Origin of the sequence: Planktothrix sp. FACHB-1365 (assembly GCF_014697575.1) — a bacterium.
In the GTDB taxonomy this organism is placed as follows: domain Bacteria; phylum Cyanobacteriota; class Cyanobacteriia; order Cyanobacteriales; family Microcoleaceae; genus Planktothrix.
Genome location: NZ_JACJSC010000029.1, coordinates 38,138 through 59,400 on the forward strand (window position 1 = coordinate 38,138; position 21,263 = coordinate 59,400).

The window sequence follows — 21,263 nt, forward strand, 5'->3', positions numbered from 1 at the left end:
ATTAAAACCATAGGTTCACCTCGGCTACAATAGATGAAATCGGAAGCGATTTATAACTCAAAGTTCATATTATTGCGTTTCTTCGGGTTGTTTTTGTGCTGTTAACGCTTTTAATGCTTTGACTTCCTCCTCTAATAATTTCACCTGTTCTAATAATTGTTGATTACTGGCGGCTAAAACTTTCGCCTGACTGCTTAAATAGGGATCACTTTCCCACCAATTAATCCCAATTTCTCTGGCTTTATCCACCGAAGCAATTAACAACCGAATTCTAATATTAAGAAGTTCCGTTGAACCGACGGAAACGGAAATATCCCCGGCGATAACAATGCCTTTATCTAATACCCGTTCTAAAATATCAGCTAAACTTGATCCTTGGGTAGATGTGGAAACACCCCGTTGCAAATTTGAGAGAGGTTGCTGTGAGTTCATAAGTTAAATTAATTCTCCTTCTGCACAGCAAAAAAACGATTATCCTGCTGTTTAAGATAGCCTTGTTTTAATAAAGAGCGCAATACATTCGTGGTTTGGACTCGATTTAATCCTAACGCCACTTCAATTTCTGAAACCCTCGCCCCTGTAGATTGTTGTAAATATTCATAAACTTTTTCTTCAATTTCTAAGTCATTGTTTTCCGTTAATAGTGTTTCCAACAGGAGTAAAGAATTCTGCTCAGAAGTGTCACCATCAGTTAATAGAATTTTGATCACTTTTTCTAATTTCCGGCGAGATTCTATTGATGGCAAACCTGTGCGAGATAATAATACATCCGCACAAACGTCGGTAAAATCTTGACTGTCTGCCTCAATGGCAATATCATGTTCATGACAGATTTTGGAAATCATTAATCCCGGTCTTAAACCTGACAATTTATTAATAGGGGCACGGAGATATTTACCATCTTGGACAGGTTGAATGGCTTGTTTTGGGGTGGTTATTTCTAAATAAATTTTGATTAATTTAATGATTTTTTGAGCATCTTCTGAAGAAATGCCAATTTTTTGAACTAAAATTTCTTGCTGTGTTTCCTCATCGGGTTCTGGCATATCAATGGTAATTAACCGATCTAATAACGCATCTTGAGTTGCATGAACTCCACAGTATTCCTCTGGGTTTGAAGTCAGAATGGCTCTAAAATGGGGATGAACTCGAATATATTCTGAATTATTATTACTAGGAGGAAGCACTAATAATTTTTCCTCTAAAGCAGAGAGCAAAACATTATTCGCTTCGGGATGAGAACGGTTAAATTCATCATAAACCAGGGTAAACCCTTCTTTACAAGCTAGGGTTAGACGAGAATCAACCCAATTTTGTCGGAATTCATCTTCTAATTTAACCACACTATGAATAAAGTTATCGACTACTTTTTTGCGAGTATAGCCAAGTTGGTTCCCAATTAAATCGGAAGACTGGAGCTCGTCATCGCCAAAAATTAAGACAATGGGACGGTTTAATAAATCCGCTAAGTGCATCGCTATAGTCGTTTTCCCGGTTCCGGCTGGCCCTCGTAAATGGAGAGAAAACCCACTATGAAGATACCTCAACCCTCGAATGGTAAGTTTTTCAAGTGCTGGAGTATTGACAAAGCCTTTAGGACGAGCTTGAAGCACGGTAGTCATATTTTTAATTAAATTAACAGCTAAAACACTGCCGAGTTTAGACGTTATCGGCAGGCTTAATTAAATGTTATCGCAGGGAACAGAGAATAGAAACTAGGGAGGGTAAGGAAACCTCGCCCTTACTATTTTTTAACAGGAATATAAACGCGATCGCGTTGAGAAATACGTCCCTGTTGTAATAAGATCCGAATCGCATCGACAGTCTGCACCCGATTAATTCCCAGAGCTTGTTCAATTTCCGCTAATCGAGCACCATTCTCATGGCTTTGGATATAGTTGTAGACCCGTTGATCGAGAGTGACGGGTTCAAGTTGCAATGAGGTATTGGTGGGTTGCGGTTGAACTGAACGCGGGGGCGTTTGGGGTTTAGGGGCGGGAGACTTAGCTTTTAAAGGAGGTTTTGAACTGAGAGGAGGTTGGGGGGTAGTGATAGCTGTTTTGGGAGGAATCGATTTGGGAGGGGTGACAACTGAGCTAGGCTCCCGGCGAGAATCGCCCCAAATACTATGTTGGATTTTTAGATGATAGTCTTTCAGTTCGGCGCGAAATTGCCCCAAATCTTCAAATAACGTTTTCACGGTCTCTTGTCTTTGCATCCGACTTTGTTGGAGTTGTTGTTGTAACCCTTGTGCCATTTGTTGGTGCAGGCTGTCTAACTCCGCCAAATACTTTTGTACCGATTGGGATAGGATTTGGCGAAATAACGCTAAGTCCTCAAGCAAAGGTTCCCGTAAGTCAAAACGCTTTTGCTGATAGTCTGCTAACAAACTTGTCACCGTATTTCCCAGGTCTTCTCGAAATTGCGATAACCGTTGATGCAGGTCAGTTGCAATTTCAGACCGTTCCTCAGAGGTTTGTTGCAGAAACTCCTCTACCTCTTTGGACAATTGCTGCATGAACTCTTCGAGTTGCTGTTGCAGTTCCTCGGCGAGTAACAAACGTTCTTCTTGGTTATTCGTTAATAAACCGTGAATTTGCTGTTGCAAATTCGTGACAAACTCTTGTCGAATTGCTTGATCGTCTAATGCTTGATTTTGCCGTTCCTGTTGCCAAAGAGTTAATGTCGTTTGAACCTGCTGTTGACGGTCTTGAACCGTCTGTTGGCGCTGGATGCGATCTTGTTGCCACTGGTCTTTCAAAGCCATAATTTCCAAACCCTCGTATCGGTGGATTGTGTCGTATTGGGCAATGGGTATGATCCTTGAATCGGGTTAGTTGAACTTACATCCTAGCTGGATCAATCCTATAAAAGATTACTCTTGACAACTCTGACCCGCTCAAGCAATTTTCCATAACCTTAGCAAATCTTGGTGCTTTTTTGTTCCATACCCGTTGCTAATTTCAGAATTCTTAGACCGCAGGAACAGCCGCCTGTGAGGTTAAACCAACGGCTTCTGCATATTTGAGATAGGTTTCTACAGAAGCGATTACAATTCTCGCTTCGATAGCCAAAAGTTCGATCCCAACCAGGGAAACACGCACCCAAGCGTCAATGACAATCCCTTTATCTAAAATCCGATCAATCACTTCAGCCAGACTGGAGGATGAATTTACTTTTTCAACAGCCATGAGTCTATTGCTCCTTTTTGGTGGAAAGAACTGGGTATATCCTGATACAGTTCTTTGATGTCATCATACCCTAAACAACGACATTTTTGAGTCCCTTTTGTTACTTCTTTTTACAATTGCCGATATGGGGCTGGCTATTTGTTCATCAAACTTTACATTCTCAATAATGCTCTAACAAAAGTTTAAAATTTTTTACTATTCTATTATGGAACCCAATTCACATACACTGTGAAGACCGTAGCCCAAATTACTAGAGTAAATGATGCCCCGGATATTAGTCATAGATGATGACCCTGCGATCGCGGAACTGGTAGCCATCAACCTAGAAATGGCTGGCTACGAAGTTAGCCAAGCTGAAGATGGTATAAAAGGACAAGCTTTGGCAATGCAACTGTTGCCAGACTTAATTATTTTGGATTTGATGTTACCTAAAGTCGATGGGTTTACCATCTGCCAACGTTTACGTCGGGATGAACGCACGGCAGATATTCCCATTCTGATGTTAACGGCGTTAGGACAAACCCAAAATAAAGTGGAAGGGTTTAATGCAGGTGCGGATGATTATCTAACCAAACCCTTTGAGTTAGAAGAAATGTTAGCGCGGGTCAGGGCGCTCTTACGACGAACCGATCGCATTCCGCAAGCGGCTAAACATAGCGAAATTCTCAGCTACGGTGCTTTAACGTTAGTTCCTGAACGGTTTGAGGCGATTTGGTTTGAGAAAACCGTCAAGTTAACCCATTTGGAATTTGAACTGTTACACTGCTTGCTGCAACGTCATGGTCAAACGGTTGCTCCCAGTGAAATTTTAAAAGAAGTTTGGGGTTATGATCCCGATGACGATATCGAAACCATCCGAGTTCATATTCGTCATCTGCGAACCAAGATGGAACCCGATCCCCGTCATCCTCGATATATTAAAACGGTCTATGGTGCAGGGTATTGTCTGGAACTTCCGGGGAACGGTAAAGGAAACGCGGACGACCCCGCCATCTCTACAGAGTCTTCTGTAGATGGTAATGGAGTCAAGGGAAAGAAAAAGTAGGCATCAAGGGGAATAGGGGGAGTAGAGGAAGCAGGGGAAGCAGCGGGGGAGAAATCATTAACTCCTATTTTCTGTCTCCTGTCTCCTTCCTCTATCTAAAGTTAGTCCCCGGTGATTTGTTCTTTGTAGGAATTAAATTCTTGAACTAATTCTTGACGGGTTGAAGCTTTTAGTAAGTAGCGGTAAACAAACCAAGCTGTATATCCCATGCCAATTAACTCAAAGGTAGGAGATAAAAGCGGAACATCATTGAGAGCATCAATGACCGCAAATAATACCTTCAGAGAAACAAGACCAGCTAAAATCAGAACAACGGTAATAATCGGCTTTTGGTAGGAGCCAAAAAAACTGGAGATATAACCCGGAAGTTCAGATAAAACCACGACAACTTTTTCTTTAATTTCATCAAACTGGGCATTGGCTGAAGTGGAAGTAATTGCACCCCCTGTTTCCACACTCACGTCTATTTGTGTTCCGCTAGACGTAGATGTGTCCGTGATCTTCGTGGGTTCTTGCATTTTTCGTCTCCTTGTTTAAAAAAATGTGCAGTACCAATCGATTTTAAGCGAGAGAGAACAGGTTTTTGTCAGAATTCAACGATTTAGAAGTTAATTTTCAGCCAATTGACAGACCTAGACTGTTCCCAAACGCTTAATAATCTAACGGTAAACCACACTGTTCTAGGGTGGATCGATTTTGCAACAATTCTTCAGTGGGTTGATCCACTTGTATCCTTCCTTGTTTGAGAATCATGGCCCGTTGGGTGACTTGGGAAATCCACTGTAAATCGTGGGACGCAATCAACATCACTTCCACCGGAAGTTGAGATAAAATTTGCGCCAGTTCTCGACGCCACCAAGGGTCAAGGCCATTGGTCGGTTCATCTAAGATTAAAATCGCCGGTTCTAAAGCTAAAACCGCCGCTAAAGCTGCCAGTCGTTTTTGTCCCCCGGATAATTCATAAACCGAACGATTTACACAGTCGGCTAACCCAAAATCTGCTAACAAATGAGTCGCTTGTACTAAGGCTTGCTCTGGGTCAACCCCATAGTTACAGGGGCCAAACATCACATCTTCTAAAATACTGGGCATAAACAGTTGATCATCGGGATCTTGAAAACAAAATCCCACCCGGCGACGAACTTCGGGTAAGGTGGTCGGTTGAACTGGAATTCCTTGAATCCAAATTTGACCGGAATTGGGTTGTTTTAATCCAATTAAATTTTCCATTAAGGTACTTTTTCCGGTTCCCGTTTGCCCTAATAAAGCAATCCGTTCTCCGGCGGTTAAGGAAAAGGAAATCCCTTGCAAAATCGGATTTTGCTGGGAATAACCAAAGACTAAATCTTGGACAAAAACAGCAGGAATCGGGGGGGTAGTTTCTCCCACCACAGAAATAGAGGGGTTTAAATAAGAATAACTCAAGGTTCAAGATCCACTAAAGAAACAGTTCAAATCCAATTAAGCTAGAGGCTATTAGTAAGGTGAGTAATAGGGCGATCGCACTATAACCATCTAGGGTAACTTTTTTTGGAGTTCGGAGTTGAGTTGGGGTTCCATATCCTCTTAATTGCATAGCTTTGTAAACTTGTTGGGATTGTTGATAACTTCTGATTAACAAACTTCCCGTTAAAGCTGCATAAATTTGTAAATTCCTCCGACTGATATTCCGAGGTTGAAACCCTCGCAATTGGGTAGCTCGTTGCATTTTTTGGAATTGATGTCCTAATTCAAATAAATACCGATAGGAAATCAACATAATATCTGTTAAAATGGGAGATAAACCCAGTGATCGCAATCCTTTAATCAAGGTTAAAAAAGAACTGGTTCCCAATAAAACTAATCCTAACGTAAAAATTGCTAAAAATCGGCTGGCAATTAATAAAACAGCTAGGCAACCTTCCTGCCTAATCGTGATTATTCCCCCCTGCCAAATAATGGTATTTCCTGACAAAAACGGTAATAATCCTACCACTCCGACTAAGAAAAAACCCGGATAGGTTAACCGACGCAGAAGAAATTCCAGGGGAAGTTGAGACAGGGAATAAAATAAAACAGTAATTGTTAAAATGACCGGGACTAAACGCAAATCCTCCACTGAAGCAAAGGCAAACATTAAGACCAATAATCCAATAATCTTGGCACGCACATCCCATCGATGCACCGGGGAATTAACATTTGCATACTCATCAAAACTAAAATTCATGGAGATAACCACAGGAAGAGATCAATTGATTAAGATTTCGGGTTTAACTCGCCGTAAAAAATTCACAACCATTGCGGTAAAAATTCCCTCAATAAAAATCAACGGGACATGAGCTAACATTAATCCATAAATCGCTGCTTTTTCAGTGTCCTGATCCCAAGCTGAGGGTAAATGAGTAATCACAAGACTAAAAAATAAAAGAGTAGCTAAACCGACCCCCACAGCACCCGATAAAAATCCAAACAAATTTAAGGATAAATTTTCACTCAGTTTCAGCTTGGTTTTGTTGCGGAGATTAAAAATAAAACCCGCAATTAAAGCAGGAATTCCCATAATCACGGCATTGATTCCGAGGGTTGTTAATCCTCCATGTCCAAACATCACCGCCTGAAATAATAAGCCTACAAAAATTGCGGGAAACGCATACCAACCTAATACCGCTCCTAATAGTCCATTTAAGACAAAATGCACACTGGCAGGGGGGATAGGAAGATGAATTCCCGACGCTACAAAAAAAGCGGCTGTCAGTAAAGCAGCTTGCGGAATGCCCTCACTGGGATTAGATTGTCGATTAAGTTGTCGTAGGGAATACCAAAGGGTTAAACTGGTGATTGCATAGCCACTAATCAGAATTTTACTAGGAAGAATTCCTTCGGAAATGTGCATAAAATTTTACTCGATAATTAGCATTATTCCATGATGGTTCTGACCTTTATTTGAAAAATCGTTAAACGGATAATCAAATCCTAACGATTGAGATAAAATTATCCTCTATCTAAAGAATTAATTCTGATTGTAACATCAAGATTTAGGGCTAACTATCTCTCTGTCTAGCTCTGGAGATAAACGCGGTGCTTTTGAACGCTGAAAAAATAAAGCCGTCCCGATACAACCCCAAATCACAGAAGCGATCATCACGCCTTTTTGGAGAGGACTCAACTCAGCTTTATTGTGAGTTAAAGCAGTCGATTTCTCCGTGAGAACATTTTTAGATTCCAGGGGAATAGTAATTAACGCTCCATGACCCGCTTGACGCACTTTAACTTCCCAATATCCTGTTTTTTTGACATCTGGTGTAAAGGTAAAAGAGCCTTTATCATCGGTTAATCCTTCTTTCCAAGGTTGGGTCGGATTATCGGGAGCATAAACCGTCACCTGGGCTTTTTTCATGGGAAACCCTGAGTCATACAGAGCTTTAATTTCAACGGCTGAAGTGAGTTGATATTCGGCTTTTGCTCCATGAGCGATCGCTCGTTCTTGTACACTTAAAATGGGAAACAAGAGGAACACAATGATACATTGGTATTTCATATTGTCTACCTCCTAATTTATGATATTCTTCTAATTGTAAACAATTTTTGAACAATCGGTTTTACTTTTTCAACGTTAATTCTTGACAATGACCTTCCCCAACGTGAGCCATACTGGGTAAAATATTCATTAATGTTTGATAATCAGCCTGAGATAATTTTTGTTTAAGTGTGGGTAAATCCGCTACTAATTCTCCATTGGTAGCAATTTTTGACAAAGGTTCAAAACCCAAAGCCGTTGTATTGGGTTCTTCCGTCGCTGGGATTTTTCCATTTCCAAATAAATGATCAAAATGGAAGGTTGCTTCTAAATCGGCTTTTCCTCCAGGCTGCAAAACACCCTTTCGTTGCTCTCCGACATAATCTCCACACAAAAACTGCATTTCTTGATCAAATTTGAGAATAAAAGGAACTTGTTGATCTCCTTTTTTTGCCACCCCTTCTATGACCATGACTTGACCTGCTAATATTCCTTCGGTTCCCTTGTTCAAATTCCACGAAATCGCGTTATACTTGCCAGGAGGAGCCGGAACTTCATTAATGACAATCGCCTGAGTATTTTCATCTCCTTCGGCTAAATCAACCGTTTTTTTAATGACTAAACTAATACTTGTTTTAGCAATCGGTTGACCTCCAGCCTCCGGGTTATAAGGGGGATCAGATTGATAAGCTGTTGCTTCACCAAAGTTGAGATAAACATGATCAAAATTGATGTTCCACCCATCTTTAGAAACCAATCCTTTCCGCACAAAATCTTCTCCATTTGCTTGAAATTGTATTAAACCCATTTCCCCGGTTTGGGTTGAATTGGGAGTAATTTGGGCTTGGGGAGTTTCTGATGTAGATGTTGAAGCAGTTGGAGTCTGAGGTTGAGAACAGCCGATAAGCGTAGCTACAATGAACCCCATTAGACAACTGCGCTGAATTTGTTGTTTTTTCATCTAAAGCTGCTCAATACAATCCTTCATCCTCTAGGAAACAGGTTTTTTCCTGTTATTGCAATACCCCCCTAGGGCATTAAAATCTGATTTAAGTCTTAAGAATTAATTCAGAAGATAGAGAATAATTTTACTTCTTTCTTCCCCTAGGGAGAAACTCTTGTCATAATAGGTAAAGTGTTTTTAGGTTAAAGACAAACCATGAGAGATCTAGATCAAGGAAAAGCGATTGAATTACTCAACACGATTATGGAGTTTGAATTGGCTGGAGTGGTGCGCTATACCCATTATTCACTCATGGTAACAGGGCCCAATCGTTTACCCATTGTACAGTTTTTCAAAGCTCAAGCTACAGAATCGTTACTTCATGCTCAACAAGCGGGAGAAATTCTCACCGGGTTAGAAGGACATCCCAGTCAAAAAATTGCCCCCATTGAAGAAAGCTATCAACATTCTGTTAGGGACATTCTACAGGAAAGTTTGGCTCATGAACGCAAAGCTTTAGAATTATATAAAGATTTGCTAGAAATTGTTGAAAATGCGAGTATTTATTTGGAAGAATATGCTCGGACAATGATTGGTCAAGAAGAATTACATAATATTGAAATCAAGAAGATGTTGCGAGACTTTAGTTAAGTCAAAAAAACATTTGTAGGCTGGGTTATGCCCAGCTTATGTAATTTTTTAGATTATTAACAAAAGGGATATGGATATTACAGCTGCTTTACCAACATTTTTAATTACCTTACGAGAAGGATTTGAAGCTGCTTTAGTGGTGGGAATTGTTCTCGCGTGTTTAAAAAAAGCCGAACAAAGTCATCTGAATTCCTGGGTCTTTTCGGGAGTTGTAATTGGCATTCTGGCGAGTGCAGTCTTTGGCGTTCTATTTGGCTGGTTAATTCAAGGAATTGCCACCTCTGAACATCCTTATGCTCCAGTCTTTGGCGAATTTTTAGAAGCCGGAATTGGTTTATTTGCCATTACAATGTTAAGCTGGATGTTGATTTGGATGACCCAACAAGCTAAATCCTTAAAAGCTGAAGTAGAAGGAGCCGTTAAAGCTGCTATTGATAATAATAAAACCGCCGCAGGTTGGGGAATTTTGGGGTTAATTTTTATTGCCGTTTTACGGGAAGGTTTGGAAACCGTTATTTTTATCTTAGCCACATTTCAACAAAGTATCATGGCTGCTATTGGGGCAATTTTAGGGTTATTTGTAGCCGCAGGATTAGGGCTATTATTATTTAAGTGGGGGGTAAAAATTAATATTCGGTTGTTTTTCCAAATCATGGGAATATTTTTGTTATTAATTGTTGCAGGGTTAATCATTTCTGTTCTCAGACATTTAGATGCAGGGGTAGGAATATTAGCTCAACTCAATTCTAACTATGCCGGATTCTGTTTAACTCAACCAGCTTCCTGTTTATTAGGAAATTTAGTCTTAAATGCTGAGGAATTTTTACCCGATCAACAATTTCCCGGTATCGTGCTAAAAGCGTTATTTGGCTATCGAGATCACTTGTATGTTGTGCAAATTGTAAGTTACTTCCTGTTTTTAATTACAGTGGGAGGCTTTTATTTAAAAGAAGTTAATGGAAAAGTAAGCCTACCTTTAAAACCCGAAAAACCCGCTTTTTAATTAGATTAAAATTAGGTAAAATCTGACTTGATTAACAGGCAAACTTAAAGACATTTAAACCCAAACACAATTCCTGCTTTCGGGATTCCCACCTGTCAGGGATTAATAGTATGATTTCCTGAAAAAATTGGGTATACTGATAGTAGTCCTTAATTTATCCAAAATAAGTCAGTTATGCTAAAGTTTGTCATTGCAGCTTTAGTGGCTTTAGAAATCCTGTTACTGAATTCTTGGGAGCTTCCCCCTGCCAATGCCACATCTCCCGGCGCAGAAGTCTATATTTGGGATTATGCTTCTGTTGGAAGTCATGAACTCGTTTGCAAAAAAGTTGTTTTCCATCCCAAAAATCAACCTCTCCCTTCCGGTGCAGAAGTGCAACCGGTCAGGATTGATTCTCGAATTGTGAATGATGCTGATTGTAGCCATTTAAAAAAACTGATCGCCGAATAAAATACTATAGGAAAGAAAATTGAAAAAAACTCAAAAAAAAGTATTCAATTTTCTTTCTTTTTTTAGATTGACAATCAGCCCTCATGGGTTAGAAGATGCGATAAATTATTCTTAACTAAAATTGACTTTCCTGATTTAACGTCTCCGTGATCGCTCTTTTCTCCCACGTTGGTCTTGAGTAGAACGATGTTCTGCTAAAGAAATCACACTGGCTTCATTTTCTTCTCTAGCTACGCGAATTAAGAACGCTGCTAAAGCCAAACTGGCAATCATTGAACTTCCCCCATAACTAAATAGAGGTAAAGGTAAACCAGTCGTAGGTAAAACACCCGTTGCTACCCCAATATTTAATAGAGATTGTCCGACCATAACAACCATCACCCCAATGGCTATTAATTGATGTTCAATTTGTCGTGCTTTCAGGGCGACTCGTAGAGCTAGAGTTCCATAAATTGTTAATAATAATAATAATAAAATTCCGCCCATAAAGCCAAATTCTTCTGCATAAACCGAGAAAATAAAATCACTATATTGAATCGGTAAATAATAGATTTTTTGGTGAGATAATCCCAATCCCGTCCCCCAAAACCCCCCAGAACCAACCGCTAGAAGACTTTGTACTAACTGGTATCCATCCCCCATCGGATCAGCCCAAGGATTTAAAAAGGATAAAACTCTTCGTCTTTGATATTCTTTAATACTAATACTTAAGGTGGCTAAAAGTATTCCCCCTAAAGCCGTGCCCCCTAAATAGTAAAACGGCAATCCTGCGGCTAAGGCTACTAACCAAAGGGTCATCCCACAAAGGGCGGTGGTACTTAAGTTAGGTTGCAATAAAATCGATAATAATACAGTTCCAAAAATTCCTAACCAAATCAACCGAGATTTCCAACTTAAACGAAACCAATTGCCAAAAAAACGGGCACTTTGTAAGACAAGAAAAGGCTTCATTAACTCTGAAGGTTGAATCGGAATCGGCCCGATAGAAATCCAGCGAGTTGCGCCATTAATGGTTGTTCCTAATCCGGGAACTAAGGTGAGAAATAATAATCCTAGAACAATTAAAACTCCCCATTGAGCAATTTTTAACCAAAATTTCAGAGAAGATTGAACAATAAAACTAAATCCCAATAATCCTACAACTGTCCAGATTAATTGACGTTTAAAATAATATAATCCATCTCCCTGTTCTGCGTAAGCAATGGGATAAGAAGCGGAAAACATGATAATTAAACCCACAAATAACCAGAGAAAGGTTATCCAATGTAACCATCGAGCTTCCGTTGACCAATGGGTCACAGAAGAGGTAAAAAACGGGAAAATTTGTCTTAAATTCATCCAAGCAATACAACCGTAAACGGGAGTATAGAGTTATTGTTCATTCTCAGTATTTTAAGTTCAAAAGGATTAAATTAACACCAAACCCAACATTAATTTCTGCACAGCAACCCCAAATCGAAATTGAACCTTTGAACGCTGAATTGTTCTCCGCGAACAGTGAAAAGCACAATTCGTGATAAAATGATATAGGAATTTTGACTGATTTTTTCAGATCAACGGCAAAACTCGCCGTTTTTTTCATAGTCCTTCCTCGGAAAATTCCCCCTGTTTCGGTGTAATAGGGGCTGTAACCGTCTCCCTCTTGACATCCGTTTAATTTCCTCTCTATGACATTTCAACCCCGAACACCCGTAGCATTAATTTCGATTCATGGCGATCCCGATATTGCCATCGGACAGGAGGAAGCCGGAGGACAAAATGTGTATGTCCGTCAGGTGGGGGAAGCCTTAGCTGGGTTAGGATGGCCAGTGGATATGTTCACCCGCCGAAGTCATCCTGATCAACCTCTGATTGTTCAGCATCGCCCCAATTGTCGCACGATTCGATTAATTGCTGGCCCAGAAGAATTTATTCCTAGAGATCAAGGATTTCCTTATTTATTGGAATTTGTGGAAAAATTTCAAAAATTTCAAGCCGAAACCGGGATACAATATGAATTAATCCATACCAATTATTGGTTATCGGGTTGGGTCGGATTGGAATTAAAAAAACATCAACTTTTACGACAAGTTCATACTTATCATTCTTTAGGAATTGTTAAATATCAAGCGGTTTCTGATATTCCTAAAATTGCTCAAACTCGATTAAATGTTGATAAACTTTGTTTAGAAACCGCAGAACGAGTTGTTGCGACTAGCCCCCAAGAACAACAGTTTTTACGAGAATTGGTGTCTGAGATTGGAAACATTGATATTATTCCCTGCGGGACAAATATTGATCAATTAGGTCAAGTTTCTAAGGCAGATGCTAGAGAAAAGTTAGGATTCGATCCCCAAGGAAAACTGGTATTTTATATTGGTCGATTTGATCCTCGAAAAGGAATAGAAACTTTAATTAGGGCGATCGCAAATTCTAAATTTCGCTATGATCCTCAGTTAAAATTAATCATTGGCGGGGGTTCTCGTCTGGGGTGTAGTGATGGATTAGAACGCGATCGTTTGGAAAAAATTGTTAATGAATTAGAGTTAAATGATATTACCGAATTTACAGGCCGAATTTTAGATGAAGACCTACCATTATATTATCGAGCGGCGGATGTTTGTGTGGTTCCCAGCCATTATGAACCCTTTGGTTTAGTCGCAATTGAATCTATGGCAAGTTATACTCCTGTAGTCGCTTCTAATGTAGGAGGATTAAAATTTACAGTGATTCCTGAAGTTACGGGGTTATTATGTCCGCCAAAAGATGAGATGGCTTTTACTGAAGCGATTGATCGAATTTTATCTAATCCTAACTGGTCAAAACAACTGGGAGAAGCGGGAAGAAAAGAAGTAGAAACCCAATTTAGTTGGCAAGGGGTTGCCTTAAAATTAAGTGATCTTTATACTCAAATTTCAAGTGAACCTGCCCAAAAATTAAATATCGAAAACCATTAAACTCTAGCAATCGTAGTCAAACTTTTATCTGCATAAAAGTATTAAGAGCTATCCAGCTTTTCTTAAAACAAATTTTGTATCATTGGGTGAATTATACATCTCTAAGCGATCACTAAAAAAATCAATAAATATCTGCTGATTCATCACTTGCTCTTTATCACAAATTTCTATATTTTCTGTTCTTGAATAATCAGCATATTCACCTGTAAAAGTATTTCCTTGCAGAGTTCCATTAATCCGATAACTTATGGTTCCTTTTTCGGATTTAGTTGAGTCAATCATTGTGTTTGATGTTTGCAAGTAAATTAATGTATGTTCTTGTCGAATGATCTCATAATCATTATTGCAACCGTTGTAATAAAATTTGCCCTCAAACTCACCTACATAATATCCTGTATATAAGTTTCTTTCTATCGCTAACTGTTTTTCCTGTTCGGCATTCTCAGCAAGATTATTAGCGTTGTCTAGCTTTTTTGTTAACTCTTGATTTTGATCCATAAGTTGAGATTTTTCTTGATTTAGTTGAGATTTCTCTTGATTTAATTTAGAAATAACCATATTTAAGTTATTTGATTTTTGAATTTGGGTGATAGAGACGGAATTAAAAATCAATGTATAGACTACAAAAAAAATTAAAAATAATCCCAAACTTGATAAAGAAATATCTGATATCAACTCAAATATTGTACTTTCATTTGCTCTTTTTGGTCTTGTTCTCATGGTTTTAATTAATCAAAGATAAAACAAAAATTACTATGAATATAAAAATACAGCCAATTAAGATATAAGTTAATTTTTGAATGACATTTAATACAATAACTATTTGATTCAGGAGCTTTTCTAAATTTTCTTGTTTTTGAACTTGACTAGATATTTGTAATTGAAATATTTCTCGATTTAATTTACTAGAAATAGATAACAACTTTTCCGATGCTTCTGACATTTTTTCATTGTATTTTCTTAAAGATTGATCGATTTGAGATGAGGATTGAATAAAAGTTTTCATATTTTGATAAGCATCGGATAAATTTCTGACATCTTTCTCCCAGATTTGTTGTTGCAATTTAGGAATAATTTCAAGTTCTGCTTTATACCTAATCTGATCGATTAAATCTTCTATTAAATTAATCGTTGAGTGACTCAGGAGTTTGAGGAAAAATCCCCCTAAAACTGCACCTGCTAAGGTTGTAATAAATGCACTTGACATTCCTGATAAAGCTTGTTTTAATCCAATGGTAGGATCGTTGAAATTACCCCCAGTCTCTGAACCTACATTGGTCATACTACCCATTGCTTCTGATAGTCCTTCCATCGATAAGGTAAGTCCAACAACTGTTCCAATCATTCCTAAAGTAATTGATAAATTCGCAAATAACTGCACCCAACTTTCTTGTCTGAGGAGTCTATTTTCAATAATTGTTAATGAAAAATCCTGAGAAATTGATAATTTACCCTGGGCAGCACGTTCTAAAGTTGTGATATGTTCCTTAAATAATCCTTTTGAATTATTAATTTGTGAAAATTCTATAGCAATTCTAATTGTGTTGGTGACATTGATAACTAATGATATAATAAATAAAATAATAATAATGTTAGTAATCCCTGTTTTATCTGAATATTGATAACGCCAACGTTGATCTGAAGCCAATATCATTGGGATTAGGGTTGTTGTTAGCCAAAATAGCCAAATATGAAAATCTTTGGGAATTTTTTGAATCATGTTTATATGAAATAAAATTATGAGTGCTACAGAATCCCCCGAGTAGAGACGTTGCATGCAACGTCTCTACCGGAGAGAAGCAGAAGTATTGCATTGTTTTCACCGAATTAGTAGAATTATCCATTTCTGGAGAAGAAACCCGGTGTTTGCATCAGTCCTAAATGTGTTATTTTTGATGATTACACATCTAAATAATCGATAGCGGCTTGAGTGAGAACCATTTCTTCCTGAGTTGATACTCCATCGGTGTTTAAATCTGCCATTTGGATATCTCCATCAGGAGTGTACACAACATCAGATACTTCATCTCCCGTGAGATCAATTCCTGTAGAAATTACATCACCACTCCCTGGATTTAATTCAATGAATTGATCCATTTTCTGATCGAAATCGTTATCAACTTCAACTGAAACAGCATGGGAGATTCCATCACCATCCCAATCTTTATAATTAACGACAACATCATTGTGATTATCGGTATTTACATCATAACTGACTTCATAGTCACCTGAACCTGAATAAGTCATAAGTCTTGCTCCTCCAGTTTGAATTAAGTTATGATTTGAAAAAAGTTAAGACAGATGTGATCCGTTTGAAAGCAATTTTCTATTAACGATATCGTTAATTAGAGTTGAGCGATCGATGATTCTGCTGCTTCTGTAATCGAAGTATCTTCAGGTGTAGTAGTTTGACTCTCGACAGTAAAATTGACCATACTGACATCAAAAGTGCCGTCATTATCCGTATCAACATAACCCATATCAGCGACACCATCATAATCAGTATCAGCTATGGCTGTCTCCATGATTCCATCATAATTAGTGTCACCAATAATCAGATCAACAAGACCATCAGCATTGGTATCAACTTCAACATAATCAGACTGACCATCAGCATTGGTATCGTAAGCAGTACCCGTGTAATTACCGCTTTCTAAATCTGTGGAGGCTTCTACATCTCCAGAATAAGTCATACAGATTTTTACCTCAATTAACTGTCTCCTATTATAGGAAGCAATTTTAGAAATCATCAACGATTTTTAGTGATATTCATATTTTTTAATATTTTAATTAAAATCGGTATATTTTGCACTTTTGCCAACTCAAGAAACCCGGTTTCTTTAAGAAATCGGGTTTCTAAGTTAACTTCCTTTAAAATTAGGAAGTATTGGTTAAAATAAGAACTATTCATAAAACGGATATATATCTGATCATGATGCAGATTCCCCCTTAAGGATTTTCAACAGTTCAGCTTTATCTTTTTGTAAATTAGCTAATTCAGTTTGATATTGTTTGAACTTTTGTTCTGTTTGAGTTAAATCAGATGATATCCGTTCAACCTCTTTTTTAATTGTGTCAGTGAGAGCTAGATCAGTAACAGTCAGATGATAAATAATATTCAGAGAAACTTTCTCGACCATTGACCTAGCGATCGCTTTATAATGTCCAGACAATTCTCTTTTTAAAGCGATTATTTGTTGTTCCTGTTGTATTTTTTTACCTTGAAAAAAAGCCAGATTTCCACCCGCTAAATTCATCACCCCCATCATCAGAGGAAGAGGGTTTCCCGTACCTACAGATATTCCTCCAAACATTGCTATTCTGACAACATCCATCGCCAGTCTACCTGTCCCTCCATTGGCGAGATTTTGAGGTGAATCAGTCGGTTTTACATACTCATCTTCCAACAATTTATCCACCTCAAAATTGTGATGAGATGATAGGTTTACTGGATAACCCGGAACTAATTTGAGAGAGATTTTACTTTTTTGAAGGAACGTTTGTAAACCGCCTTCTGCATAAACCCAGAGAATGTTTTGCCATTCTAATTTTGCCCATTCACAGACTTGGGATTGACAAAAACGAATTAAATAATCATGCAGAGTTTCATTTTCTCGGATGGTAAAACCAGAAGTTGCTGAAGGTAACTCTACTTTTAATTGATTCCCTTGTGTTTTAACTTCCAATTCTTGTTCTACCAAACATTGAATTTTATGCAGCAGACTATCGTTAATCATTGGATTAATAAAACGGTCTTTAGATTGGGGAAAATGCGACAGTTTAATTTCGTTAATAATCTTGTTTTTATATTGACTAATTTCCTGTAATTTCAAATTGATTTTTTGTTTTAATTGAGGGATACTTTGAGACGCGAATCCAGTGGTTTCATTTTTTTTGATTTGGGTTTTTAATTGAGTATTTCGATCAGTGATTACTTTTTCAATTAACGAAATTTGGCTAATAAACTCTGCTTTCACTCTCTCTTTCAAAATATCTTCTGTTTGCTGATTCGGTAAATTTTCCCAAACTTGACAAAACAGATGATATTCATTTCTTGGGTAAATTTCTGCTGAACTGCTGTAAAAATTGGGATAAAAGGGTTGTAAAGGTAAACAAGTTTGGATAACAGAAAGCTGACTACTATTTTGACGGTTAATCAATTCTGTTAAAAGTTTAATATTCTGACTATTCAGTTGTGAAAACTGGAGATTTTCTGTTGATGTATCCCAAACGATGAAAAACTTAAATAACTGGGTTTGAGCAACTTTTTCAATTAACTGTTGTTCAGATTCAGTGATGGGTTGGGAGGGATTTAACACAAAACAGAGAAGATCGCAGTTAGTCCAGAGTTGATCGTATTGGGGAGGTTGTGTAACTTTAGTTTCTGAGGATTGAAATTCAAAAATTAATTCAGGACTTTTGAAGCTGAATTTATGATAACCCAGGGTAATGCGATCGCCTTTTTTTAATTGTTTCTTCCCTAATACCTTTTCCCCATTAACATAAGTTCCATTTGTACTTTTATCCTGAATTTCCCAAGAATTTTGACAATTTCCCGAAGTGGAAATCGGAATAATTTCCGCATGATAGTTACTGACTAAACCACATTCAGAAAGTTTGATCTGACATTGACTCCCTCGACCCATAGAGATTGTTTCAGTCTGAGATAATTTGTAAGATGTGGGTTGTTGTCCGGTGGTGACAGAAGGTTGTAAAATTAATTGTGCTAATTGAATGGTTTTAGTTTTTTCTAAGGTTTGGGGGAAAGGAATTGTTTTGAACTGATAGCTGGATAATAAATTAGGATAGTGATTAATAAAATTTCCCATTGCTACCATCTGTACTGGAAACCGACTGACCAAATTAACTCGCAGTTTTCCGGTTTGCAGGGTTTGAGTTAGTCTTCTTAAGTTGTCTCTAATTTCAATCAATGGAGATCCAGGTTTGACTCTAGCATTAACAAATTTTTCAACGGAATCAATTTTTTGCAAAAGTTTAGTGAATTTTTCAGACATAAATTTTCACCATTGATACAAAAATTTCGTTAATCATGCCTTTTTGAAAAATAGTCAATGCAGTGACCGCTATAGACTATGATCACTCCAGATGTACGAGTCAAATTAGATAACGATCACTCCAATATTATGCTTGGGAAAATAGTCCAATTAAGATCAGTAACCAGAAAAGTACACCAAAAATAATCCAAGCTACTTGCCCTCCTGTAAAACCTTCTCTAATCATCAGTCTTCCACCTTCTTCTTGTTCCCAATAGTAATTAACACCTTTTAAAATACTTACTAAGGGGATCAAAGATAGGAAACCAAGCAGAAAAAACAAATTTGACAACACAATAAAAAACCAATACAATGCTGTTATTCCGCCTGCTGATGGTCTGTTTGGGTATCCTTCCTTTTCGGCTAGATGAAAAACTTTTTTAGCGAGACTATATATCGTAAACCCAAAAAACCAAGCATAAAGCCAAGGATTAATGTTCAAATCATCTTTTTCCTTAATAAATTTCCATTGCTTGTGGCACCAAGGTATTTGGTAAAGTCCGAAAGTAATAATATATAAAAAGCAAAATTTTCCAACAGGTAAAACGTTAGAATATTGTTGATTAGAGTTGGTCATGTCGGATCTCCTAATAAGGTAATATGAACTAAGATATAGGTTGCCAAATTTTTATCATGCCATCACCACAACCACTAATGATCGTTTGTTGATTGTGACTGAAAGCTACAGAATTTACTGATTTTGAATGCTCAGAAGCAGTAAAAATTTCTCCTCCAGTCTGTAAATTAAAGAGTTTAATGTTACCGTCTCTCAAACCTGCAATTAACGTAACATTATCCGGTGCGATCGCAATACTATTTACCTTAATATTTATGGTCAAAGTTTTTAATAAATTGCCTGTTTCCAGATTCCATAGTTTAATTGTGCCATCATTACTCCCACTAGCAACCGTCTTACCATTAGGAGAAATAGCGAGCGTCCACACACTATCTAAATGTCCAGTACAATTGAATCGTAATTTTCCATTAGCCAAACTCCAAATTTTCACAGTATTGTCAAGACCACCACTAATAACTGTCTGACCGTCAGGTGCTATAACAACAGCCGTAACCGAGTTAGTATGACCTAGCAAATTTCTGAGTAGACCGCGAGTTCCTAAATGCCAAACTTTAATCGTTTTATCTCGACTTCCACTAACTAGAGTTTGACCATCATGATGAAGATCTATACAGTTAATACAGTCTTTATGAGCATTAATCGTAGCAATCAAATTGCCTTGGTGTAGATGCCATAATCTCAGTTTATTATCTAAGCTACCACTGATCAAAATATTAGCCTCTGGAGTGATTTTAACACACTTGTAATAAGTTGAATCAGGCTTCATAAATCCTGGAACAATAGTAAATGTGCGAATTAATTTACCACTCGCTACTTCCCATAACTTAATTGTATTATCATCACTAGCACTGGCGAACTGCTGACTATTTGAAGTCAGAACTAGATCATTAACACTGGTTCTATGTCCTATTATCGTTTGTACGCATTTCCATTGACTAGGATTATCAATAACAATACCTAACTCTTTTTGTATATCTTTTGCAGATTGATAGCGATTACCCGGGATATAAGCTATCATTTTACTGAGGATATTTGCTAGATAGTCACTAATTTGGGGTGCGAAACGCTTCCAGATAATCTCACCTGTTTGGGGATCAGAATATTGCATTTGTAAGTCATTCGCCCTGATTCCCGTAGCAGCTTCTATGCCAATCATTCCTAGTGCATATAAGTCAGAAGATGGAGACACATTGCCTTGTTTTTGTTGCGGTGGCATATAACCTTCTGTTCCAACAATAACAGTAGTTCTAACTTGATTTTGTTGAGTGACAATCAATTCAGGAGAAGTTACTTGCTTGATGGAACCAAAGTCAATTAATACTAATTTTTGATCGTATTTTCGGCGAATAATATTGTTAGGTTTAATATCCCGATGAATCACACCTCTGCTGTGAATAAAATCAAGAATTGGTAATAGCTCTCGCAGCATTCCATTCACTTGATTTTCTGACCAAGGTTGACCCGGTACGATGTATTGATTAAGGGGATCACCTTCAATATACTGTTGGACGAGGTAAAATTGATCCCCTTCTTCAAAGTGATCTAACAAACGAGGAATCTGGGGATGATCCCCCAAGCGCCCCAGAGCATTAATTTCCTGTTCAAATAAACGCCTAGCTAAGTCGAGAGTTTTGGGATCAGCAGGTCTCAGTTGTTTGACCACACAATCTGGTTTTCCTGAGAGTTGAGTATCTTTTGTCAGGTAGGTTATCCCCTGTCCACCCGTTCCCAGTTCTCTGACAATCTGGTAACGATTCTTTAAGATTCGCCCGTTCATAATTCGCTCAAATTTTTATTGATTGAGGGCTTGATGAATAGATGGTCATATTTTATCAGTGTTGAAAAAAAAAATCAAGTTTGATTTAAAAGTCAATATTTAGTAATCATAATAGAGTTTAAATCTCAAAATCAATGATA

General features: G+C 37.8%; 24 protein-coding genes. 5 read left to right on the forward strand and 19 right to left on the reverse strand.

All coding sequences use genetic code 11. From position 1 onward, the window contains the following. Positions 1-69: 69 nt before the first annotated feature. The 4 genes from H6G57_RS23295 to gvpA form a co-directional block, all read right to left on the reverse strand. A complete protein-coding gene (locus H6G57_RS23295) occupies positions 70-432 on the reverse strand; it encodes a gas vesicle protein (protein ID WP_190522985.1) in 363 nt (120 codons plus the stop codon). 8 nt (positions 433-440) lie between these two features. Then, positions 441-1,622: a gas vesicle protein GvpN gene (gene gvpN / locus H6G57_RS23300; RefSeq protein WP_190522987.1), complete on the reverse strand. Its 1,182-nt coding sequence runs from the start codon at positions 1,620-1,622 to the stop codon at positions 441-443. A gap of 122 nt (positions 1,623-1,744) precedes the next feature. After that, the gene (gvpC, locus tag H6G57_RS23305) at positions 1,745-2,767 is read right to left on the reverse strand and encodes a gas vesicle protein GvpC (protein ID WP_190522989.1); all 1,023 of its coding nucleotides are present in this window, start codon (positions 2,765-2,767) and stop codon (positions 1,745-1,747) included. Between the two features lie 205 nt (positions 2,768-2,972). Next, positions 2,973-3,191 (reverse strand): gas vesicle structural protein GvpA, encoded by a 219-nt coding sequence (gene gvpA / locus H6G57_RS23310; protein WP_072717742.1) that lies wholly within the window; start codon positions 3,189-3,191, stop codon positions 2,973-2,975. A gap of 262 nt (positions 3,192-3,453) precedes the next feature. On the opposite strand from gvpA, the gene H6G57_RS23315 reads away from it, so the two are divergent. Next, positions 3,454-4,236, forward strand: coding sequence for a response regulator transcription factor (locus H6G57_RS23315; protein WP_242049070.1), 783 nt, complete (start codon positions 3,454-3,456; stop codon positions 4,234-4,236). Positions 4,237-4,337: 101 nt separating this feature from the next. Here H6G57_RS23315 and H6G57_RS23320 read toward each other — a convergent pair whose 3' ends face one another. The 6 genes from H6G57_RS23320 to H6G57_RS23345 all read right to left on the reverse strand — a co-directional run bounded on the left by H6G57_RS23320 (position 4,338) and on the right by H6G57_RS23345 (position 8,693). Further along, positions 4,338-4,754 (reverse strand): CAAD domain-containing protein, encoded by a 417-nt coding sequence (locus tag H6G57_RS23320; RefSeq protein ID WP_072717744.1) that lies wholly within the window; start codon positions 4,752-4,754, stop codon positions 4,338-4,340. Between the two features lie 133 nt (positions 4,755-4,887). Further along, the gene (locus H6G57_RS23325) at positions 4,888-5,604 is read right to left on the reverse strand and encodes an ATP-binding cassette domain-containing protein (RefSeq protein WP_190523052.1); all 717 of its coding nucleotides are present in this window, start codon (positions 5,602-5,604) and stop codon (positions 4,888-4,890) included. Positions 5,605-5,674: 70 nt separating this feature from the next. Then, positions 5,675-6,442 carry a cobalt ECF transporter T component CbiQ gene (gene cbiQ, locus H6G57_RS23330; protein ID WP_190522991.1) on the reverse strand — a complete coding sequence of 256 codons (768 nt, stop codon included), beginning with the start codon at positions 6,440-6,442 and terminating at the stop codon, positions 5,675-5,677. Positions 6,443-6,463: 21 nt separating this feature from the next. Next, the gene (cbiM, locus tag H6G57_RS23335) at positions 6,464-7,108 is read right to left on the reverse strand and encodes a cobalt transporter CbiM (RefSeq protein ID WP_190522992.1); all 645 of its coding nucleotides are present in this window, start codon (positions 7,106-7,108) and stop codon (positions 6,464-6,466) included. 135 nt (positions 7,109-7,243) lie between these two features. Next, positions 7,244-7,753 (reverse strand): carboxypeptidase regulatory-like domain-containing protein, encoded by a 510-nt coding sequence (locus H6G57_RS23340; RefSeq protein ID WP_190522994.1) that lies wholly within the window; start codon positions 7,751-7,753, stop codon positions 7,244-7,246. Positions 7,754-7,814: 61 nt separating this feature from the next. Further along, the gene (locus tag H6G57_RS23345; protein WP_190522995.1) at positions 7,815-8,693 is read right to left on the reverse strand and encodes a DUF4382 domain-containing protein; all 879 of its coding nucleotides are present in this window, start codon (positions 8,691-8,693) and stop codon (positions 7,815-7,817) included. A gap of 198 nt (positions 8,694-8,891) precedes the next feature. On the opposite strand from H6G57_RS23345, the gene H6G57_RS23350 reads away from it, so the two are divergent. From H6G57_RS23350 to H6G57_RS23360, 3 genes are all read left to right on the forward strand, one after another. After that, on the forward strand, positions 8,892-9,326 hold the full coding sequence (locus H6G57_RS23350) for a bacterioferritin (RefSeq protein WP_072717749.1): 435 nt from the start codon (positions 8,892-8,894) through the stop codon (positions 9,324-9,326). A gap of 70 nt (positions 9,327-9,396) precedes the next feature. Next, complete coding sequence (locus tag H6G57_RS23355; protein WP_190522997.1) at positions 9,397-10,329, forward strand: FTR1 family protein; 933 nt, start codon at positions 9,397-9,399, stop codon at positions 10,327-10,329. 174 nt (positions 10,330-10,503) lie between these two features. Continuing rightward, positions 10,504-10,779, forward strand: coding sequence for a hypothetical protein (locus tag H6G57_RS23360; RefSeq protein WP_190523000.1), 276 nt, complete (start codon positions 10,504-10,506; stop codon positions 10,777-10,779). A 135-nt stretch (positions 10,780-10,914) separates the two neighbouring features. On the opposite strand, the gene H6G57_RS23365 is transcribed toward H6G57_RS23360, so the two are convergent. Further along, complete coding sequence (locus tag H6G57_RS23365) at positions 10,915-12,117, reverse strand: FtsW/RodA/SpoVE family cell cycle protein (protein ID WP_190523002.1); 1,203 nt, start codon at positions 12,115-12,117, stop codon at positions 10,915-10,917. Positions 12,118-12,446: 329 nt separating this feature from the next. On the opposite strand from H6G57_RS23365, the gene H6G57_RS23370 reads away from it, so the two are divergent. Then, on the forward strand, positions 12,447-13,715 hold the full coding sequence (locus H6G57_RS23370) for a glycosyltransferase (protein WP_190523004.1): 1,269 nt from the start codon (positions 12,447-12,449) through the stop codon (positions 13,713-13,715). A gap of 48 nt (positions 13,716-13,763) precedes the next feature. Here H6G57_RS23370 and H6G57_RS23375 read toward each other — a convergent pair whose 3' ends face one another. The 8 genes from H6G57_RS23375 to H6G57_RS23410 form a co-directional block, all read right to left on the reverse strand. After that, positions 13,764-14,435 carry a hypothetical protein gene (locus H6G57_RS23375; protein WP_190523006.1) on the reverse strand — a complete coding sequence of 224 codons (672 nt, stop codon included), beginning with the start codon at positions 14,433-14,435 and terminating at the stop codon, positions 13,764-13,766. 4 nt (positions 14,436-14,439) lie between these two features. After that, a complete protein-coding gene (locus H6G57_RS23380; protein WP_190523008.1) occupies positions 14,440-15,435 on the reverse strand; it encodes a MotA/TolQ/ExbB proton channel family protein in 996 nt (331 codons plus the stop codon). Between the two features lie 179 nt (positions 15,436-15,614). After that, positions 15,615-15,962, reverse strand: coding sequence for a hypothetical protein (locus H6G57_RS23385; protein WP_190523010.1), 348 nt, complete (start codon positions 15,960-15,962; stop codon positions 15,615-15,617). 98 nt (positions 15,963-16,060) lie between these two features. Continuing rightward, the gene (locus H6G57_RS23390; RefSeq protein WP_190523012.1) at positions 16,061-16,408 is read right to left on the reverse strand and encodes a hypothetical protein; all 348 of its coding nucleotides are present in this window, start codon (positions 16,406-16,408) and stop codon (positions 16,061-16,063) included. Between the two features lie 56 nt (positions 16,409-16,464). Next, complete coding sequence (locus H6G57_RS23395) at positions 16,465-16,626, reverse strand: hypothetical protein (protein WP_190523014.1); 162 nt, start codon at positions 16,624-16,626, stop codon at positions 16,465-16,467. Positions 16,627-16,645: 19 nt separating this feature from the next. Beyond that, positions 16,646-18,730, reverse strand: coding sequence for an FHA domain-containing protein (locus H6G57_RS23400; protein ID WP_190523016.1), 2,085 nt, complete (start codon positions 18,728-18,730; stop codon positions 16,646-16,648). Positions 18,731-18,857: 127 nt separating this feature from the next. After that, positions 18,858-19,346: a hypothetical protein gene (locus H6G57_RS23405; RefSeq protein ID WP_190523018.1), complete on the reverse strand. Its 489-nt coding sequence runs from the start codon at positions 19,344-19,346 to the stop codon at positions 18,858-18,860. Between the two features lie 28 nt (positions 19,347-19,374). Beyond that, positions 19,375-21,123 (reverse strand): serine/threonine-protein kinase, encoded by a 1,749-nt coding sequence (locus H6G57_RS23410; protein WP_190523020.1) that lies wholly within the window; start codon positions 21,121-21,123, stop codon positions 19,375-19,377. Positions 21,124-21,263: the final 140 nt, after the last annotated feature.

Bases quoted from the DNA above. Each gene is read 5' to 3' on its own strand.
- H6G57_RS23295 (WP_190522985.1), bottom strand. From the start codon at position 432: ATGAACTCACAGCAACCTCTCTCAAATTTGCAACGGGGTGTTTCCACA.
- gvpN (WP_190522987.1), bottom strand. From the start codon at position 1,622: ATGACTACCGTGCTTCAAGCTCGTCCTAAAGGCTTTGTCAATACTCCA.
- gvpC (WP_190522989.1), bottom strand. From the start codon at position 2,767: ATGGCTTTGAAAGACCAGTGGCAACAAGATCGCATCCAGCGCCAACAG.
- gvpA (WP_072717742.1), bottom strand. From the start codon at position 3,191: ATGGCTGTTGAAAAAGTAAATTCATCCTCCAGTCTGGCTGAAGTGATT.
- H6G57_RS23315 (WP_242049070.1), top strand. From the start codon at position 3,454: ATGCCCCGGATATTAGTCATAGATGATGACCCTGCGATCGCGGAACTG.
- H6G57_RS23320 (WP_072717744.1), bottom strand. From the start codon at position 4,754: ATGCAAGAACCCACGAAGATCACGGACACATCTACGTCTAGCGGAACA.
- cbiQ (WP_190522991.1), bottom strand. From the start codon at position 6,442: ATGAATTTTAGTTTTGATGAGTATGCAAATGTTAATTCCCCGGTGCAT.
- cbiM (WP_190522992.1), bottom strand. From the start codon at position 7,108: ATGCACATTTCCGAAGGAATTCTTCCTAGTAAAATTCTGATTAGTGGC.
- H6G57_RS23340 (WP_190522994.1), bottom strand. From the start codon at position 7,753: ATGAAATACCAATGTATCATTGTGTTCCTCTTGTTTCCCATTTTAAGT.
- H6G57_RS23345 (WP_190522995.1), bottom strand. From the start codon at position 8,693: ATGAAAAAACAACAAATTCAGCGCAGTTGTCTAATGGGGTTCATTGTA.
- H6G57_RS23350 (WP_072717749.1), top strand. From the start codon at position 8,892: ATGAGAGATCTAGATCAAGGAAAAGCGATTGAATTACTCAACACGATT.
- H6G57_RS23355 (WP_190522997.1), top strand. From the start codon at position 9,397: ATGGATATTACAGCTGCTTTACCAACATTTTTAATTACCTTACGAGAA.
- H6G57_RS23360 (WP_190523000.1), top strand. From the start codon at position 10,504: ATGCTAAAGTTTGTCATTGCAGCTTTAGTGGCTTTAGAAATCCTGTTA.
- H6G57_RS23365 (WP_190523002.1), bottom strand. From the start codon at position 12,117: ATGAATTTAAGACAAATTTTCCCGTTTTTTACCTCTTCTGTGACCCAT.
- H6G57_RS23370 (WP_190523004.1), top strand. From the start codon at position 12,447: ATGACATTTCAACCCCGAACACCCGTAGCATTAATTTCGATTCATGGC.
- H6G57_RS23375 (WP_190523006.1), bottom strand. From the start codon at position 14,435: ATGAGAACAAGACCAAAAAGAGCAAATGAAAGTACAATATTTGAGTTG.
- H6G57_RS23380 (WP_190523008.1), bottom strand. From the start codon at position 15,435: ATGATTCAAAAAATTCCCAAAGATTTTCATATTTGGCTATTTTGGCTA.
- H6G57_RS23385 (WP_190523010.1), bottom strand. From the start codon at position 15,962: ATGACTTATTCAGGTTCAGGTGACTATGAAGTCAGTTATGATGTAAAT.
- H6G57_RS23390 (WP_190523012.1), bottom strand. From the start codon at position 16,408: ATGACTTATTCTGGAGATGTAGAAGCCTCCACAGATTTAGAAAGCGGT.
- H6G57_RS23395 (WP_190523014.1), bottom strand. From the start codon at position 16,626: ATGAATAGTTCTTATTTTAACCAATACTTCCTAATTTTAAAGGAAGTT.
- H6G57_RS23400 (WP_190523016.1), bottom strand. From the start codon at position 18,730: ATGTCTGAAAAATTCACTAAACTTTTGCAAAAAATTGATTCCGTTGAA.
- H6G57_RS23405 (WP_190523018.1), bottom strand. From the start codon at position 19,346: ATGACCAACTCTAATCAACAATATTCTAACGTTTTACCTGTTGGAAAA.
- H6G57_RS23410 (WP_190523020.1), bottom strand. From the start codon at position 21,123: ATGAACGGGCGAATCTTAAAGAATCGTTACCAGATTGTCAGAGAACTG.